Source organism: Marinovum sp. PR37, assembly GCF_028807375.1.
GTDB lineage: Bacteria > Pseudomonadota > Alphaproteobacteria > Rhodobacterales > Rhodobacteraceae > Marinovum > Marinovum algicola.
Genome location: NZ_JARAML010000035.1, coordinates 15,991 through 32,489, shown reverse-complemented (window position 1 = coordinate 32,489; position 16,499 = coordinate 15,991). Strand labels below are relative to the sequence as shown.

General features: G+C 66.3%; 16 protein-coding genes and 1 pseudogene. 5 read left to right on the top strand and 12 right to left on the bottom strand.

Annotated elements, in window-relative coordinates; translation table 11 throughout:
- Positions 1–5: 5 nt before the first annotated feature.
- Entirely contained in the window at positions 6–383 is a 378-nt protein-coding gene (locus PVW49_RS21425) for an HIT domain-containing protein (RefSeq protein WP_048533271.1), read from the top strand.
- Positions 384–651: 268 nt separating this feature from the next.
- Here the strand turns inward: PVW49_RS21425 and PVW49_RS21420 are convergent, their stop codons facing one another.
- The 6 genes from PVW49_RS21420 to PVW49_RS21395 form a co-directional block, all read right to left on the bottom strand.
- On the bottom strand, positions 652–1,557 hold the full coding sequence (locus tag PVW49_RS21420) for a LysR family transcriptional regulator (protein WP_048533272.1): 906 nt from the start codon (positions 1,555–1,557) through the stop codon (positions 652–654).
- Between the two features lie 266 nt (positions 1,558–1,823).
- A complete protein-coding gene (locus PVW49_RS21415; protein ID WP_074835991.1) occupies positions 1,824–2,384 on the bottom strand; it encodes a type 1 glutamine amidotransferase domain-containing protein in 561 nt (186 codons plus the stop codon).
- Between the two features lie 151 nt (positions 2,385–2,535).
- Positions 2,536–4,563, bottom strand: coding sequence for an NADPH-dependent 2,4-dienoyl-CoA reductase (locus PVW49_RS21410; RefSeq protein WP_274591539.1), 2,028 nt, complete (start codon positions 4,561–4,563; stop codon positions 2,536–2,538).
- Positions 4,564–4,751: 188 nt separating this feature from the next.
- Positions 4,752–5,129 carry a hypothetical protein gene (locus tag PVW49_RS21405; RefSeq protein WP_048533275.1) on the bottom strand — a complete coding sequence of 126 codons (378 nt, stop codon included), beginning with the start codon at positions 5,127–5,129 and terminating at the stop codon, positions 4,752–4,754.
- Between the two features lie 10 nt (positions 5,130–5,139).
- Complete coding sequence (locus PVW49_RS21400; protein ID WP_274591538.1) at positions 5,140–5,913, bottom strand: DUF6478 family protein; 774 nt, start codon at positions 5,911–5,913, stop codon at positions 5,140–5,142.
- A 141-nt stretch (positions 5,914–6,054) separates the two neighbouring features.
- Positions 6,055–6,705 carry a hypothetical protein gene (locus PVW49_RS21395; protein ID WP_139211263.1) on the bottom strand — a complete coding sequence of 217 codons (651 nt, stop codon included), beginning with the start codon at positions 6,703–6,705 and terminating at the stop codon, positions 6,055–6,057.
- A 215-nt stretch (positions 6,706–6,920) separates the two neighbouring features.
- Between PVW49_RS21395 and accD the strand changes: the two genes are divergently transcribed.
- The 3 genes from accD to PVW49_RS21380 all read left to right on the top strand — a co-directional run bounded on the left by accD (position 6,921) and on the right by PVW49_RS21380 (position 9,781).
- Positions 6,921–7,877, top strand: a complete 957-nt coding sequence (gene accD, locus PVW49_RS21390; RefSeq protein WP_048533278.1) for an acetyl-CoA carboxylase, carboxyltransferase subunit beta — start codon at positions 6,921–6,923, stop codon at positions 7,875–7,877.
- A complete protein-coding gene (locus PVW49_RS21385) occupies positions 7,874–9,148 on the top strand; it encodes a bifunctional folylpolyglutamate synthase/dihydrofolate synthase (RefSeq protein WP_274591537.1) in 1,275 nt (424 codons plus the stop codon). The genes accD and PVW49_RS21385 overlap by 4 nt, the downstream gene beginning before the upstream one ends.
- Positions 9,149–9,460: 312 nt before the next feature.
- Positions 9,461–9,781 carry a LysM peptidoglycan-binding domain-containing protein gene (locus PVW49_RS21380; protein ID WP_274591536.1) on the top strand — a complete coding sequence of 107 codons (321 nt, stop codon included), beginning with the start codon at positions 9,461–9,463 and terminating at the stop codon, positions 9,779–9,781.
- Positions 9,782–9,873: 92 nt separating this feature from the next.
- Here the strand turns inward: PVW49_RS21380 and PVW49_RS21375 are convergent, their stop codons facing one another.
- Genes PVW49_RS21375 through PVW49_RS21365 form a run of 3 tightly spaced genes read right to left on the bottom strand, consistent with a single transcriptional unit; the run spans position 9,874 to position 11,660 of the window.
- Positions 9,874–10,068, bottom strand: coding sequence for a Trm112 family protein (locus PVW49_RS21375; RefSeq protein ID WP_074836003.1), 195 nt, complete (start codon positions 10,066–10,068; stop codon positions 9,874–9,876).
- Positions 10,065–10,709, bottom strand: a complete 645-nt coding sequence (locus PVW49_RS21370) for an LON peptidase substrate-binding domain-containing protein (RefSeq protein WP_048533282.1) — start codon at positions 10,707–10,709, stop codon at positions 10,065–10,067. The genes PVW49_RS21375 and PVW49_RS21370 overlap by 4 nt, the downstream gene beginning before the upstream one ends.
- 27 nt (positions 10,710–10,736) lie before the next feature.
- Positions 10,737–11,660 carry a thioredoxin family protein gene (locus PVW49_RS21365; protein ID WP_048533283.1) on the bottom strand — a complete coding sequence of 308 codons (924 nt, stop codon included), beginning with the start codon at positions 11,658–11,660 and terminating at the stop codon, positions 10,737–10,739.
- 130 nt (positions 11,661–11,790) lie between these two features.
- Between PVW49_RS21365 and PVW49_RS21360 the strand changes: the two genes are divergently transcribed.
- Positions 11,791–12,432 carry an SGNH/GDSL hydrolase family protein gene (locus tag PVW49_RS21360; RefSeq protein ID WP_274591535.1) on the top strand — a complete coding sequence of 214 codons (642 nt, stop codon included), beginning with the start codon at positions 11,791–11,793 and terminating at the stop codon, positions 12,430–12,432.
- A gap of 66 nt (positions 12,433–12,498) precedes the next feature.
- Here the strand turns inward: PVW49_RS21360 and PVW49_RS21355 are convergent, their stop codons facing one another.
- The 3 genes and pseudogenes from PVW49_RS21355 to PVW49_RS21345 all read right to left on the bottom strand — a co-directional run bounded on the left by PVW49_RS21355 (position 12,499) and on the right by PVW49_RS21345 (position 16,409).
- Complete coding sequence (locus PVW49_RS21355) at positions 12,499–13,287, bottom strand: exodeoxyribonuclease III (RefSeq protein WP_274591534.1); 789 nt, start codon at positions 13,285–13,287, stop codon at positions 12,499–12,501.
- A 180-nt stretch (positions 13,288–13,467) separates the two neighbouring features.
- Positions 13,468–14,646 (bottom strand): ABC transporter permease, encoded by a 1,179-nt coding sequence (locus tag PVW49_RS21350; protein WP_074836007.1) that lies wholly within the window; start codon positions 14,644–14,646, stop codon positions 13,468–13,470.
- A gap of 5 nt (positions 14,647–14,651) precedes the next feature.
- Positions 14,652–16,409 (bottom strand): annotated as a pseudogene (locus PVW49_RS21345) (ABC transporter permease).
- Positions 16,410–16,499 lie beyond the last annotated feature (90 nt).

Here is a 16,499-nt window from a genome sequence, read left to right as displayed (position 1 = left end):
CCGCCATGTCTTATGCCTATGACGACCAGAACATCTTCGCCAAGATCCTGCGCGGCGAGATCCCCAACACCACGGTGATCGAGACCGAGCATTCGCTGGCCTTTCACGACATCACGCCGCAGGCGCCGACCCATGTGCTGGTGATCCCCAAGGGAGCCTATGTGAGCTTTGACCATTTCGCCAGCGAGGCCGGCGAAGCGGAAATCATCGATTATGTCCGCACCATCGGCCAGGTCGCCCAAATGTGCGGCGTCGACCTGGGCGAAGGCGGCGGCTTTCGCCTGATCTCGAACGCCGGCCGCGACGGTGTGCAGGAGGTTCCGCACCTGCATGTCCATGTTCTCGGCGGCCGCGGGCTGGGCCGCATGCTGCAACCGGCGTGATCGCGCCCCGGCGCCGTGCCTTGATTGGCCGGGAGGCCCCGGATCGGGTCCGGGGCGCGCGGGTTCTTTGCCGCACCCACAGACCGTCTTCCGGACCTATTCATGCCACCGGTCTCCCGCCCGTCCCGGCCGCCGCGCCGGGACCTCTCCGCCCCAGGCCAAGGGGCCCCGGCGCGGAAGCCGGGGCGCGGTGGTCGCCTGACAAGGCGCCAATGTAAAAACCCCCGGCACAGGGACCGGGGGTGAAATCGTTACACGGAAACAAAACTTACCAGTCGGTCGGGCCCTTGTCGGCAAAGGCATGGACCAGGAAATCGATGAAGGCGCGCACCTTGGGCTGGGTGAACCGGCCCGGCGGATAGACCGCATAGACGCCCTGGGTCTCGACCGGCAGATCGGGGATCGCATCCTCGACCAGGCCTTTCTCCATCGCCTCGCCGTACAGGAAAGACGGCAGATAGGCGATGCCCAGCCCCGCCACCGCGGCATTGAGCAGCGATTGGCCGTCGTTTACGCTCAGCCAGCCGGCGGTGCGCACCTGGCGTTTTTCGCCCGAGGGGGCGGTCACCTTCCAGACATTGCCGCTCGACTGGTTGGAATAATGCAGCAGCTTGTGCTCGTTCAGATCGTCGATCTTGGTCGGCCGGCCGTATTTCTCGAAATAGGCCGGGCTGGCGATCATCCGCTTGGTGGTTTCGGTCAGCTTGCGGGCGCGCAGCGTGCTGTCCTCCAGCTCGCCGATCCGCACCGCCATGTCGAAACCTTCCGAGATCAGCTCGACGTAGCGGTTGTTCAGCACCATGTTGACGGTGATGTCGGGAAATTCGGACAGGAACTCTCCCAGGATCGGCGACATGTGGTTGACGCCGAAATCGGTCGCGACCGAAATCCGCAGCAGCCCAGATGGCGCCGATTGCATCGAGGTGACAAGCGCATCCGCCTCGCCGGCATCGTTCAGCACCCGTCGGGCGCGGTCGTAATAAGCCAGTCCGATCTCTGTCGGGCTCACCCGGCGGGTGGTGCGGTTCAGCAGCCGCGCGCCCAGCCGGGCCTCGAGCGAGGAGACATGTTTGGAAACGGCGGACTTCGAAATTCCCATCTTCTTGGCGGCATCGGTAAACCCGCCCTGATCGACAACGGTGGCGAAAGCTTCCATTTCAGTCAGGCGATCCATACGTGTTCCTCGATAAACTGTGACATCCCGAAGAACAGTAATGATCGTCAATTCGGGCAGAACCGGGGCCGTGCGCTGACAATATCGCGGTATCTAGCGCACTGTTCACAGGGCAAAACACGCATGGCGGGTGTCCCTCATCGTCGCACCATTTTGCGGTGCAAGCCCGCACTTTGTTTCCAAAGATTGTGGCCGCTCCGTGACGTCCGGGCGACAAAAAAAGGGCGGGCACAGCGGCCCGCCCTTTCCTCGATTCACGGCGCGCGTCAGGCGGCCTGCCGATCGTGCCTGCCCTCTTCGATCTCCTCGACGATCTTCGAGACAAACGCCTTGAGGTCTTCGGGCTTGCGCGAGGTCACCAGCCCCAGGTCGGCCACGACCTCCTTGTCCTGCCAGAGGCCGCCGGCATTTTCGACATCGGTGCGGATCGACGGATACGAGGTCACTTGGCGGCCCTTGACGAGCCCGGCCTCGACCAGCAGCCAGGGCGCGTGACAGACCGCCGCCACGACCTTGCCCTTGGCATAGAACGCCTTGATCAGCGAGATCGCATCGGCTTCGACGCGCAGCAGATCGGGGTTGATCTGGCCACCGGGCAGAACGATGGCGTCATAGTCCTCGGCCTTGGCCTCGACGATCCTGAGGTCGGCCTCGGCCTCGCGGCCCCAGTCGGTGCCTTCCCAGCCCGTGATGGCTTTGCCGTCAAGCGTCGCCACGTCGACCTTGGCGCCTTTGACGCGCAGTTGGTCACGCGGGAATTCCAGTTCCGATTGCTCGAAGCCATGGGTGGCGACGACGAGGATACGGGCATTTTCGATCTTGGGCATGACGCGGCCTCCTGTTTTCGGTTCAGCCCGCCCAACGCAGTCCGGCGCCGTACGTTCCCCCCGGCCCGCGGCTTCTCCGGTCACGCCCGCGTGAGGTCCAGCGCCGCGGCATCGCCCCCCCCAAGACGCGCGGCCCGTGGGCCGGCCGGCCTCAGAGCGCCGCGGCCAACCGCGTGCCCTGGTCGATCGCGCGCTTGGCGTCGAGCTCCGCCGCCACATCGGCGCCGCCGATCACATGCACCGAAACGCCGCGCGCCTCCAGCGCATCGGCCAGCGACCGCTCCGACAGCTGCCCGGCACAGAGCACCACGGTATCGACCTCCAGCAGCTCGGGAGCCTCGCGCGCCTCCCCCTTCGAGATCCACAGCCCCTCATCGGTGATCCGCTCATAGTTCACCCCGGCGCGCATTTCGACCGACTTCATCTTCAGGGCCGCCCGGTGGATCCAGCCGGTGGTCTTGCCCAGCCGCTTGCCCGGACGCTCGGGCTTGCGTTGCAGCAGAATGACCTCGCGCTGCGGCGCCTCCGGTCGCGGCCCCTCGGGCGCCAGCCCGCCGCGTGCGGTTTCGGGGTCGGTCACGCCCCAGGTCCGCATCCATTCCGGCAGGTCGAGCGTCGGCGACTGGCCCTGCTCGACAAGAAATTCCGCGACGTCAAAGCCGATGCCGCCGGCGCCGATCACCGCCACCCGGCGGCCCGGCACCGCGGTGCCGCGCAGCACCTCGACATAGCTGAGCACATTCGGCCGCCCCTGCCCTTCGATGCCGGGGTCGCGCGGCAGCACGCCGGTGGCGACAATCACCTCGTCAAAGCCCTGCAAATCCTCCGCCCCGACCCTCCGGCCCAGCGTCACGGTGACGCCGGCCGCTTCGACCATGCGTTCGAACCAGGCGACGAAGGGCACGAATTCCTCCTTGCCGGGGATGCGCTTGGCCATGTTGAGCTGGCCGCCGATCTCCTCGACCTGGTCGAACAGCGTCACCGCGTGGCCGCGCTCCGCCGCGGTGATCGCCGCCGACAGCCCCGCCGGCCCGGCGCCGACAACCGCCACCCTCTTCTTGGTCCCGGCCGGGGCGATCACCAGCTCGGTCTCATGGCAGGCCCGCGGATTGACCAGGCAGCTCGAGATCTTGCCACCGAAAGTGTGATCGAGACAGGCCTGGTTGCAGGCGATGCAGGGCGCGATCAGATCGGCCTGGCCGGCCTCGGCCTTGGCCACGAAGGCCGGATCGGCCAGGAAGGGCCGCGCCATGCTGACCATGTCGGCACAGCCCTCCGCCAGCACGTCCTCGGCCACCTCCGGCGTGTTGATCCGGTTCGAGGTGATCACCGGAATGCCCACCTGCCCCATCAGCTTCCTGGTGACCCAGGCAAAGGCCGCGCGCGGCACCGAGGTGGCGATGGTGGGAATCCGCGCCTCGTGCCAGCCGATGCCGGTGTTGAGGATCGAGGCCCCGGCCTTCTCGATCTCCTGCGCCAGCTGCACCACCTCCTCATGGGTCGAGCCATCGGGCACCAGGTCGATCATCGACAGTCGGTAGATCACGATGAACTCCGGCCCCACCGCCGCCCGCACCCGTTTGACCACCTCGATCGGCAGGCGGATGCGGTTCTCGTAGGAGCCGCCCCAGCGGTCGGTGCGCCTGTTGGTATGGCTGACGATGAACTGGTTGATGAAATAGCCTTCCGAGCCCATCACCTCGACGCCGTCATAGCCCGCCTCCTTGGCGCGGCGGGCGGCCTCGGCAATATCGGCGATCTGCTTTTCGATGCCGGCCTCGTCCAGCGCCTTCGGCGGAAACGGCGAGATCGGCGATTTGACGGCACTGGGGGCGACGCAATCGGGGCCATAGGCATACCGTCCGGCATGCAGGATCTGCATCGCGATCTTGCCTCCGGCGGCATGCACCCGGTCGGTGACCACCCGATGATTGGCGATGTCCTCGGGGCTGAACAGCCCGGCGGCACCGGGAAAGACCCCGCCTTCGCGGTTCGGCGCCATGCCGCCGGTGACCATCAGCGCCACGCCGCCGCGGGCGCGCGCGGCATAGAACTCCGCCACCCGGTTCCAGTCCCGCGTCTCCTCGAGCCCGGTGTGCATCGACCCCATCAGCACCCGATTCTTCAGCGTGACATGGCCCAGATCCAGCGGGCGGAACAGGTTTGGGTAGCGGGTCATCGGCAGCCTCCTCTTTCGCAGCGGAGGTCAGCGGATTGACGTGACTTTGTCACGCGGAACGTGGGGTCAGAACGCCATCCGCCGTTCCGTCACCCGGTCACGGCTTTCCTCTTGCGGAAAATACCGCGGGGGTCCGGGGGCAGCGCCCCCGGCCTGTCGGCCTGCGCAGGCAGGACGAAATCCCCGCCTCAGCCGGTCTCGCGGCAATGCCGGCGAAAGGCGCGCTTGAGCATGTCGAGCTCGGCCCGCAGCATGTCCACCTCGGCACGGATATCGTCGCCCAGCGCCTCGCCGGCGATGATCGAGAAGCTGTCCAGCACGCCGCCATCGCTGGCATCGGCAAAGACAAAGGTATGGCTGCCCTCGCTCAACAGCCGCGCCGGCACCGGAAAGCGCAGCGTCCAGCTGCCCGGCGCGGCGTCGCGGCGCAGCTCCACGCCCTCGACCGGCCGATCCTTGAGCAGGACCTGAATCGCCGGGTCGCCGGCCCCGGGGGCGCGGTCCTGCACCACGCCCTCCCATGTGCCCTCAAAGAACCGGGTCCTGGTCAGCGTCAGTTCCGACATGTCATCCCCCTCATATCTCTGCGCGCAGCCGGCGGCTGAAGGTCAAGTCACGCAGCACCACCTGGTTCATCTGCGGCCCCTCAAAGATCAGGTCGAGCCAGGCCTTGTCGATGCGTTTCTCGTTCAGCCGGGAATAGGCGAGGTCGAACTCCACATGCCGCTCGCCGCTGTTCAGCGGCACTTCGCGCACCAGCTTTTCGGTATTGGGCCCACTTTTTACGTTCAGCCGGGCAAAGATCTCCAGCGGGCTCTCCAGCTCGACCATGCAGTCGACCCGCATCAGATGCGCCTTGGTCAGCCCCGCGACCGCCGCCGACGGCAGCGCCACCGCCAGCGAGAGATAAGAGCCGTCGAACCGGAACACATCCATCCGCAAACCAAAGGGCGCCAGGTCGGCCTCGCGGGTGTTGCGCAGCTGGCGCAGGGTCAGCTCGGAGATCGTGCAATCATGAAACAGCGTCACTTCGCCACCCAGCTGCACGCCGCTCTCGACCGCCGCGCCCCCCGCCGCCGGCAGTGGGCCGCGCCAGGCCTCGGGGCGCCAGGTCCAGTCGCTGTCATGCGGTGCGGCGATGGCATCGCTGCCGATCGCCGGCAGGGCCAGCCGGTAGTCCGCCACATGCAGAAGCTCGTCGAGCTGCCGGCGGAGCTTGCGGGCGCGGCCGCGCTGGCGGCGCAATTCGGCCAGGTCGGCCTGCGGCGCGGCCAGCGCCGCGTTGCGCCAGCGGCGCAGCGCGCCGCGATGGGTGATCCGATCCAGAAAGCCGCGTCTCTGCCCTGCCATTGCCCTGCCTGTTCTACTGCCCCTGCTGCACCGGTGCCGCGTGTCGTTGCCGCACGCAGTCTTACCCCGAACCCTTACAATTCCACAAACGCCCGAACCGTGCTGCCGGGTCAAGACCCATGTGCCCGCCCCGGCGCGAACTCACTCTGGCCTGTTGCCGCGGATCCCTTTGGCAATGGCCAGCAGCAGCGCCGCGCCGGCGCCGCCGGCGATCTGGCCGTCCTCCGGCCCATAGGCCGCCAGCGAGATCGCCCGCTGTTCATGCACAAAGACCGCGCGCCAGACCGGATCGCCGAGCTGCGAGGGATCGGAGGACACCCGGGGGCGCAGCCGCATCAGCGCCACGTCGTCCACCCGGTCCTCGCTGCGCACCGCACCGCTCTCGACCGCCTGGCGCAGCGCCTCGACCGCATCCGCCTCGCCCGGGGCGCGCCGCGCCGAGACCGCGACCGTCAGCACGCCGCTGGGCACGGCGCCGCCGGTCTCGGTCGCGCCGAGCGCATGACACCCGACCAGCAGCGCAAAACCCTGCTGGCCGCGCGCCTGAAGCGATTCCGGTTCGATGCACCAGCCGCGCGGCGCGGTAAGCTGCACATCGCCCCGCGCCAGCGCCGCCCGCGATTGCGGCGCCGCCGGCTGCCGGGGCTGGGTCAGCGCCGACAAGAAGCCCCCGCCCGCCGGCCGGTCGATCAGCGCCAGTCGCGGCACCTCCTCGCCGCAGGCGGTCAGCCCGGCAAGCAGCAGCGCCATGCCGGCCGCCTTTGGCACCGTGATCCCTTGTCGTCCTGGCATGCCCTCGTCCCGCCAGAACCCGGCGGGCCATCTCCGTTGAAGTGACCTGGTGCAATCTATGCCGGGTGTCGGATTTGCCGCAAGCCCCGATGCGCGACATTTCCCGGCCGGCTTTCCGGTGCCCCGCCGCGGCTCCGGTCATGATTGCATTTCACCGCCATCCCGCTTAAGTCGAGGGCAAATGGCCGTGATATGGCCCGAAGAACAGGTCGGACATGAACTGGATCACCAACTACGTGCGTCCGCGCATCAATTCGATTTTCTCGCGGCGCGAGGTGCCGGAGAACCTCTGGACCAAGTGCAGCGAATGCGGCACCATGCTGTTTCACCGCGAGATCCGGGAAAACCTGAACGTCTGCACCAGCTGCGGCCATCACATGCCGATCAGCCCGCGCGACCGGTTTCACACCCTGTTCGATGGCGGCATCTTCCGCGAGGTTGCGGTGCCCGAACCGCTGGCCGATCCGCTGCATTTCCGCGATCAGAAAAAGTATCCCGACCGCATGCGGGCGGCACAGAAGACCACCGGTGAAAAAGAGGCGATGCTGGTCGCCGAGGGCGAGATCGGCCGCACGCCGATCGTGGCCGCCGGCCAGGATTTCTCCTTCATGGGCGGGTCGATGGGCATGTATGTCGGCAATGCGATCATCGCCGCCGCCGAACGTGCCGTGGCCCGGGGCTGTCCGCTGATCCTGTTCTCGGCCGCCGGCGGCGCGCGCATGCAGGAGGGCATCCTGTCGCTGATGCAGATGCCGCGCACCACGGTGGCGGTGCAGATGCTGAAAGAGGCCAACCTGCCGTATATCGTCGTGCTGACCCATCCCACCACCGGCGGCGTGACGGCCTCTTATGCGATGCTGGGCGACGTGCAGATCGCCGAGCCCAATGCGCTGATCTGCTTTGCCGGGCCGCGGGTGATCGAACAGACGATCCGCGAAAAGCTGCCCGAAGGCTTCCAGCGCGCCGAATATCTGCTCGAACACGGCATGCTCGACCGGGTGACGCGCCGCAAGGATCTGCGCGACGAGCTGATCACCATCTGCCGCATGCTGATGGGCCAACCGCCGGCGGTTCACGGCGACCTGCCTGCCCCGGCCGATGCCGTGCCGGAACCGAAGCCGGAACCGGCAAAGCCGCCGAAAGCGGCGGACGAGCACGCCGCAAAGGAATGAGCGCCGAGACCTCCGACGTCATCCTGCAACGGATGATGGCGCTGCACCCCAAGGTGATCGATCTGACGCTCGACCGGGTCTGGCGCCTGCTCGAAGCGCTGGGCAATCCGCAGAACGACCTGCCGCCGGTGATCCATATCGCCGGCACCAACGGCAAGGGGTCGACCCAGGCGATGATCCGCGCCGGGCTGGAAGCCGCCGGCAAACGTGTGCACGCCTATACGTCGCCACATCTGGCGCGGTTTCACGAACGCATCCGGCTCGCCGGCACGCTGATATCCGAACCGGCGCTGACCGATTATCTCGATGAATGTTATGCCGCCAACGGCGGCGAAAGCATCACCTACTTCGAGATCACCACCTGCGCCGCCATCCTCGCCATGGCGCGCACCCCGGCCGATTACACCCTGCTCGAGGTCGGCCTCGGCGGTCGGCTGGACGCCACCAACGTCATCGACCGCCCGGCGCTGACGGTGATCACCCCGGTCTCGATCGACCACGAGCAATTCCTCGGCAACACGCTGGCAAAGATCGCCGCCGAAAAGGCCGGCATCCTCAAGCGCGGTGTGCCCTGTGTCATCGGCCCGCAACAGGAGGCGGCGCTGGAGGTGATCGAGGCCCGGGGCGCGCAGCTCGGCGCGCCACTGCTCGCCCACAGCCAGCACTGGCATGCCCATGAAGAACGTGACGGCATGGTCTATCAGGATGACGCCGGACTGCTCGACCTGCCGCTGCCCAATCTGCCCGGCGCGCATCAGATCGACAACGCCGGCGCCGCCCTGGCCGCGCTGCGGCACCTGGGCTTTGACGAAGCCGCCTGCACGGCGGCGGTCACCCGGGCGGTCTGGCCGGCGCGGATGCAGCGCCTCACCGAAGGGCCGCTGGCCGAAATGGCGCCCCGGGCCCAGCTCTGGCTCGACGGCGGCCACAATGCGGCGGCGGGCGTGGCGCTGGCGGCGCATCTGGCCCGGCTGCCGGCGCGGCCGACGCATCTGATCTGCGGCATGCTCAACACCAAGGACGTCACCGGCTATCTGCGACCGCTGGCACAGGTCGCACAAAGCCTCACCGCCGTGCCAATCCCGGGCGAGGCCAACACCCTGCCGGCCGAGGAAACCGTTGCCGCCGCCAAGACCGTTGGCCTGCCCGCCAAGGCCGCCGCCACGGTGGCCGAGGCGCTGACATCCGTAGTGGCAACCGCGCCGGAGGCCCGGATCCTGATCTGCGGATCGCTCTATCTCGCCGGATCGGTCCTGCGCGAAAACGGCTAACACGCTGAGGATGAGTCCTTTTCGCCGGCCGCCCCAGGAAATCGCCCCACGAATCAGGAAATCATTGACTGATTCGGCCATTTTTCGCTATATTTGGGCCTAATAGCGAGCGTTCCGCCCAGATCAATACTTTCCATCGACATATGGCGGGGGCGCTCTCGGGGAACATTAAATGTTGTGGATTGTGGAGAGCTTCTCCGCCGGCCTGCCCTTGGCACGCCAGGCGGTCGATGCCGGGTACGGGTGTATCCCGCCCGTGCCGCCGCGGCCACGCGACAGCCAGCCCCGGATACCCGATGGGGGGCCTGCCGCGTGACCCGCCTCCTGCTCAGCGGCGGCATACTGTCCTGCGCAATGGTGCTGGCCTTTGCCGTCGCACCCGGGGACGGTGGCCCCGACGCGCCGCTTGTCACCGGTGCCACCACCGGCAAGGCGCTGCGGCTGCCCGGGGTGCCGGCAAGCCCCGAGGGGATGGGGTATGTGGTGCAACCGGGCGACCGCCTGGCCGGGATCGCGCTGCGCCACTACGGCACCGCCACGGCGGAGGAGATTATCTATCGCGCCAACCGCGACAAGCTGGCGTCACCGGGGGCCGTGCGGCCCGGCATGAGATTGAAGATTCCGGCAATGTGACCGGACAGGCATAACAAACAGGCAACAAAGCCAGAGCAGCACCTCAAGGGGCCCTTCGGGGCCCCTTTCCTTTGCCCTCCGGCTGCGCCCGTTCAGTCGATCTCGCGCGCCTCTTCGGTCAGCATCACCGGGATGCCATTGCGGATCGGAAAGGCCAGCCCGGCCTTGCGCGAGATCAGCTCCTGTTTCGCGGCGTCATATTCCAGCCGCGACTGGGTGCGCGGGCAGACCAGCGCCTCGAGCATCCGGCGGTCAAAACCGCCTTCCTTGATCTCCTGGTCCATCATTGCATGATCTCCTCGGCTGTGCCGCCCCGCAGGGCGAATTCGATCAGGGTGACAAGCGTCTCGCGCCGGGTGGGCAGCGACGGCGCCTCGAGCAGCGCCTGCTTGTCCTCGGGGGCGAACTCCAGCAACATCGCCAGGGAATTGATCAAGAGCTCGTCCTCGGCGTCGTTCAGCGTGTCCCAGTCCGCCGCCAGCGATTGCGCGTCGAAATACCGCTCCAGCAACGACATGAAGCCGGCGCGGTCGAACCCCAGGTCCTGCTCGTCCTGCCCGAGATCGCGGGCAAAGTGGCTCCAGTCGACCTCGCAGCGGCGATAGGGGGCAAATCCCTCGATCTCGCGGACCATGCGAAAGCGGGACACCCCGCCGAGAGTGACCATGTAGCGGCCGTCCTCGGTTTCGGAAAACTGGGTCAGCCGTCCGGCGCAGCCGATGGCATGCAGCCGGCCGTCCTCGTCCCCGGGGCCGGGGTTGGGCTGGATCATCCCAATCAACCGTTGCGGCGTCTTCATGCAATCCTCGATCATCGCCAGATAGCGCGGCTCGAAGATGTGCAAGGGCAGCCGCGACCGGGGCAAGAGAAGCGCCCCGGGCAGGGGAAAGACCGGGAGTGTGTCGGGCAAGTCTGCTGCGCTGATCATGAAGGCTAACCTAGCCTGCGAATGCGATCAGGCAAATATCATCGAGCTCAGTTTTCGCCGTCCGTTGAGAACCACCGGGTCATTCGGCTTGAGCGCCTCGAAAATCGTGAACAGCTGCGCCTTGGCGGCACCGTCGTTCCATTCACGGTCCCGGCGGAAGATTTCCAGCAATTCGTCCACCGCCGCCGCGGCATCGCCGCCGGCATAATGCGCCTGCGCCAGATCGAATCGCGCCTGATGATCCTCCGGGTTGGCCTCGACCGCGGCGGACAGCTCGCCGAGCGGCCCGGCGCCGGCGGCCTGTTTCGCCAGTTCAAGCTGGGCATGGGCAGCTTCCAGCTCGGGCGCCTTGGAAATTTCGACCGGCGCGCCATTGAGCACCGCCTCGGCCTGATCGAGATCGCCCATCGCGATATGCGACCGGACCAGCCCGCCATAGGCCTTGGCATTGGCCGGCTCCTCTTCGAGGATCGCGGCAAAGGTCTGGGCCGCATCCACCGCGGCGCCCTGCTCCAGCATCTCTTCGGCGGCGGCAATGGCATCGTCGAGCCCGTTGTCGGCCGGCGTGCCGCCGGCGGCCTCGATCACCCGGTCGACAAAGGCCTGGATCTCCGATCCCGGCACCGCGCCCTGAAATCCGTCGACCGGCTGGCCCTGCCAGAAGGCATAGACCGTCGGGATCGATTGCACCCGCAGCTGGCCGGCGATCATCTGGCTCTCGTCCACATTGACCTTGGCCATCTTGACCGCGCCGCCGGCCTTGGTCACCGCCTCTTCGAGCATCGGGCCCAGCGTCTTGCAGGGGCCGCACCAGGGTGCCCAGAAATCGACGATCACCGGCGTCGTCATCGAGGCATCGACGACCTCGGCCATGAAATCCGCTTCCGAGACGTCCTTGATCAGGTCGCCCGGGGCTGCGGCGGCGTTCTGCGATTGTCCGAGTTCCAGCATTGACGGCTCCTTGAGATATGCGTGTTGCGCCTGATATGGGCCTTGCCGCGCCGGCTGCAAGCCACACGGCGGTTTACCTTGACTTGCCGGCTATCTAGCATCGCGCGCGGCAAATGTGAAAGGGCAAGAGATGGCGCGCATCGTTCTCACCTTCGGCGACAGCAACACCCATGGCACCATGCCAATCCTCACCCCGGGCGAATCCCGCCGCTTCGGCCCCGACATTCGCTGGCCGCGGGTGATGGCGGCCAGGCTCGGCGCGGGCTGGGAGCTGGTGGAGGAAGGCCTGCCGGGGCGTACGACGCAGATGGGCGACCCGGTGATGGGCGCCCACATGAACGGCCAGGAGGGGCTGAAGATCGCACTGGCCTCGCATGTGCCGGTCGACGTGCTGGCGCTCATGCTGGGCACCAATGACCTCAAGCACCGGTTTCAGCCCAGCCCGGCGCGGATCACCGCAGGGCTGGCCGGGCTGCTCGACATTGCCCTGCACCGAGACATGCTGGCGCGCCATCCCGGCATGCAGGTGCTGGTGATCTGCCCGCCACCGGTCCAGGAGACCGAACCGCTCCGGGCCGATTTCCTTGGCGCCGAGATGCACGGGCCCGCGCTTGCCGCATCTTACCGGGCCGTGGCCGAGGCCCGCGGGCTGGCGTTTTTCGATGCCGGCTCGGTGATCGCAACCAGCGCGGTCGACGGCGTGCATTTCGAGCCGGAGGCGCATCAAACGCTTGGCGCGGCGCTGGCCGAGGTGGTCCGCGCCATGGGGTAGCGCGCCCGCCCCGGACCTGATACGGGGCCTCCCCCGCCCAGGGCGGGGCGAAGTTCCGGCGCGTGGTCAGAGATCGAAGCTGGCGAAGACCGGCGCATGGTCCGATGGCTGCTGCCAGCCGCGCACCGGCCGCAGGATGCGGCTGGAATGGCCGGCGCTGGCGATATCGGGCGTGGCCCAGACGTGATCGAGCCTGCGGCCCTTGTCGGCGTTGTCCCAGTCGGGCGAACGATAGGACCACCAACTGTAGAGATTGCCTTCGGGAATGTCCTTGCGGGTGATGTCGACCCAGCCGCCAGCATCCTGGGTCTCGCCCAGATGCTCGACCTCGATCGGCGTATGCGACACCACTTTCAGAAGCTTCTTGTGGTCCCAGACGTCATCCTCACGCGGGGCGATGTTGAGATCGCCCACCAGAATTGCCTTTTCCGGGGGCTCGGCGCGGAACCAGTCGCGCATCTCGGTCAGATAGTCGAGTTTCTGGCCGAATTTCTCGTTGATCTCGCGGTCGGGCTTGTCGCCGCCGGCGGGGACATAGAAGTTGTGGATGGTAACGCCGTTTTCCAGCCTGGCCGCCACATGGCGGGCGTGGCCCAGGGCGGCGAAATCCTTGTCGCCCACATCCTCGATCGGCAGTTTCGACAGGATGGCGACGCCGTTATAGCCCTTCTGGCCGCGCGCCACGACATGGCGGTAGCCCAGCGCCTGGAACTGCGCCACGGGGATCTTCTCGACCGGGCTCTTGCATTCCTGAAGGCAGAGCACATCCGGCGCCTCTTCGGTCAGGAGCCGCTCCACCAGCCCCGCCCGCAGGCGGACGGAATTGATGTTCCAGGTGGCGAGAGAAAATGACATGAGGCGGCTCCGAGACGTGAAAGGCTGGCGGAGAATGACCGGTCACGCCACGGGTTGCAAGAGCCAGAGTCGGTGGCTGCCCGGCCCTCTCCCGGGCAGGACAGGTCCTCCGCTCCGCAGGCTGGGTTTCCAACCCGCCGCTTGCGCCAAGGCGGGTCAAGAACCCGCCCTGCACCCTTCTTACGACGGCGACATGCCCCGAAGCCGCTCGGACCGGCGCCGTAGGATTTCCACCGTCGACAGCAACCCGATGGAGATCGCCACGAGGATCGTCGCGGCCGCCAGGATGGTCGGCGAGATCTGCTCGCGCAGCCCGGTGAACATCTGCCACGGCAGGGTCTGCCACTCAGCCGACCCGAGGAAGATCACCACCACCACCTCGTCGAAGGAGGTGATGAAGGCAAACAGCCCGCCCGAGATCACGCCGGGCAGGATCAGCGGCATCTGCACCCGGAAAAACGTGGTCACCGGATCGGCCCCCATGTTGGCCGCCGCCCGGGTCAGCGAATTGTCGAAGCTGACCAATGTGGCGGTCACGGTGATGATGACGAAGGGAATGCCCAGCACGGCGTGGGCCAGCACGATGCCCCAATAGGTGCCCTGGATGCCGATCGAGGAATAGAAGAAATACATGCCCGTGGCCGAGATGATCAGCGGCACGATCATCGGCGAGATCAGGATCGCCATGATCGTCCGCTTGCCCGGCACGTGGCTCTGGCTCAGCCCGATTGCCGCCAGCGTGCCCAGGGAGACCGAGATCAGCGTCGCCACCGGTGCGATCTTGACCGAGTTCCACACCGCGCCGGTCCATTCCGAGTTGGTCAGGAAATCGCGGTAGTGTTTCAGCGAATAACCCTCTGGGTCCAACCGCAGCATTTCGGGCGTGAAGGTAAAGAAATCCTCGGCGTTGAAGCTCAGCGGCATGACCACGATGATCGGCGTGATCAGAAAGATGAAGATCGCGCCGCAGATCACCCGGAAGGCATAATGCCAGAGCACCTGCCCCGCAGTGAGATAGGGCACCAGCTTGGCGCGGTAGCGGCCTTCGGCGATCCAGAACAGGAACCAGCCGACGAACCAGCCAAACAGCAGCCCCATGATGGCCGCCGAAACCCCGCCCATCAGGAACCCGCCAAGGCCGAAGCCGGCAATCAGGATCCATTTCGCCGGTTTTTCCTGCCGCCACATCTGGGTGAAGACAAAAGCCACCCCGGCCAGAAGCGCCGCGCCGACGATCAGGCCAATCAGCCCGGCGTCGTTGGCGATGCCCACCAGCAGGCCCATGAAGCCGCCGACGCCGGCCATGACGGGCCCGACAAAGGAAAACGGCTTGGGTTCGATCGGTGTCAGTGCTGCCATGTCGCTTACCCCAGCTTCACGTTGTCGATGCCGACAATCTTGTCATAGGCCCAGTAGAGGACCAGGACGACCACAAAGAGGATCGTGCCCAGCGCCGCCGCAAGGCCCCAGTTGAGCGAGGACGAGATGTGATAGGCAATTCGGTTCGAGATGAAGACACCCTTGGTGCCGCCGACGATTTCGGGCGTGATGTAATAGCCGATCGACAGGATGAAGACGAGGATCGACCCGGCGCCGATGCCCGGCACCGATTGCGGGAAATATACCCGCCAGAAGGCTGTCCAGTTGGTCGCGCCCAGTGATTTGGCGGCGCGTAGATAAGACGGCTGAATGGTCTGCATCACCGAATACATCGGCAGGATCATGAACGGCAGCAGAATGTGGGTCATCGCCACGATAGTGCCGAACTGGTTGTTGATCATCACCAGCCGCGATCCGTCGCCGACCAGTCCGAGCCAGACCAGCACGTCGTTGATCACCCCCTGCTGTTGCAGCATCACCTTCCAGGCCGAGGTCCGCACCAGAAGCGAGGTCCAGAACGGCAGCAGCACCAGGATCATCAGCAGGTTGGCGGTGCGCGTCGGCAGGTTGGCCAGGATCCAGGCCACCGGATAGCCCAGCAGGATGCAGGAGCCGGTAATCACCAGCGACATGAAGATCGTGCGCTGGAACAGGGTGATGTAGATCCGTTCGTTTTCGGGCCGGGCCTCGAAGCCGTCGGGCGTCTTTTGCAGGTCGACTGAATTCAGGAAATAGCCGTCCGTGTATTTCGGGCTGTAGACTTGGAAGGTCTCCCAGCGGTTAATGTCGCCCCAGTCCTCGTCGATGTCGAGGAAGGCGGCGGTGAAATCGGCTTCCGGCAGAATCTCGAGGTTGGCGGCAGCCTCTTGCAGGAGTTCGGCCTGCGGGCCGTCATAGGCCGCGATCCTGTCGGCCGCGCCGGGGCTCTGAAGGTCGAGCGCCAGGGCGGCATAGACCGCTTCCTAGGGGTCTTCGGCGGCCACCACATCCTCGTCTTCGAATACGGTGAACACCGCCCATGCAGTATAGGCGCGGGTGGTTTTCGGCAGCAGCGCCGCGATCTCTTCGGAGGGGGCAAAGCCGATGTCGCCCCGCAGGTTCGAAGAGGTCAGCTTGTTGAAACGGTCGATCTGGTTGGTGACGACGCCGTCAGAGGTCTGGCCTTGGCCCGACATCAGCTCGAACCAGACGGCGCCCTCTTTCCAGGCTTCGTTGAGGTCTTCGAGCGGGTCTTGGTAAGCCTCGCCAATGTCGTCGAGCCGCCGGCCGGATTGCCGGAACAGCGACGAGACGCCGGTGCTTTCATAGTTCAACCGGGTGCCGAGCTTGGTGTGTTCCTTGGCCTCGGCGGCGAGGAACAGATCGAAAAACAGGTCCTGAAACACCGCTTCCGGCGGCAGCTCGCCCTGAGTGGCATCCCAGCTTTCCAGCCGGTCGGTGGTCAGTGGCAGGGTGTTGGCAACGATCTCGTTTTCGACCGAGCGGAACAGCATCGAGGCGATCGGCGCGATGAAGGTGACCAGAACGAAGATCAAAAGCGGCGCGATCAGCATCATGGCGCGCGCCTTCTGCAACCGCAGCGCCCGGTTCAGCGAGGATTTCAGCGATCGGCCGTCCGCCGTCACCAATCGCCCGCTGGCGTCGCGGTGATCCTCGGCGTTCAGCGCCTTGGCTTCGTGCAACGCGTCTTCCGGCGTCGGCGCATCCATGGTCTGGGGACCGGTGCTCTTGAGATCGCTCATCTGTCTTTCCCTCTGCCGCGAGCCCAGCCTGTGGCGGTCGCGCGTTTCTGTCGGGGCGGAAGGGCCGCATCCGGCCCTTCCGCTTGGTGT

Coding starts and splice junctions, on each gene's coding strand:
- PVW49_RS21410 (WP_274591539.1), bottom strand. CDS start 4,563: ATGACCCGCTACCCAAACCTGTTCCGCCCGCTGGATCTGGGCCATGTC.
- PVW49_RS21395 (WP_139211263.1), bottom strand. CDS start 6,705: ATGCCAGGACGACAAGGGATCACGGTGCCAAAGGCGGCCGGCATGGCG.
- PVW49_RS21400 (WP_274591538.1), bottom strand. CDS start 5,913: ATGGCAGGGCAGAGACGCGGCTTTCTGGATCGGATCACCCATCGCGGC.
- PVW49_RS21355 (WP_274591534.1), bottom strand. CDS start 13,287: ATGTCATTTTCTCTCGCCACCTGGAACATCAATTCCGTCCGCCTGCGG.
- PVW49_RS21370 (WP_048533282.1), bottom strand. CDS start 10,709: ATGATCAGCGCAGCAGACTTGCCCGACACACTCCCGGTCTTTCCCCTG.
- PVW49_RS21425 (WP_048533271.1), top strand. CDS start 6: ATGTCTTATGCCTATGACGACCAGAACATCTTCGCCAAGATCCTGCGC.
- PVW49_RS21350 (WP_074836007.1), bottom strand. CDS start 14,646: ATGGCAGCACTGACACCGATCGAACCCAAGCCGTTTTCCTTTGTCGGG.
- accD (WP_048533278.1), top strand. CDS start 6,921: ATGAACTGGATCACCAACTACGTGCGTCCGCGCATCAATTCGATTTTC.
- PVW49_RS21415 (WP_074835991.1), bottom strand. CDS start 2,384: ATGCCCAAGATCGAAAATGCCCGTATCCTCGTCGTCGCCACCCATGGC.
- PVW49_RS21375 (WP_074836003.1), bottom strand. CDS start 10,068: ATGATGGACCAGGAGATCAAGGAAGGCGGTTTTGACCGCCGGATGCTC.
- PVW49_RS21420 (WP_048533272.1), bottom strand. CDS start 1,557: ATGGATCGCCTGACTGAAATGGAAGCTTTCGCCACCGTTGTCGATCAG.
- PVW49_RS21365 (WP_048533283.1), bottom strand. CDS start 11,660: ATGCTGGAACTCGGACAATCGCAGAACGCCGCCGCAGCCCCGGGCGAC.
- PVW49_RS21360 (WP_274591535.1), top strand. CDS start 11,791: ATGGCGCGCATCGTTCTCACCTTCGGCGACAGCAACACCCATGGCACC.
- PVW49_RS21385 (WP_274591537.1), top strand. CDS start 7,874: ATGAGCGCCGAGACCTCCGACGTCATCCTGCAACGGATGATGGCGCTG.
- PVW49_RS21405 (WP_048533275.1), bottom strand. CDS start 5,129: ATGTCGGAACTGACGCTGACCAGGACCCGGTTCTTTGAGGGCACATGG.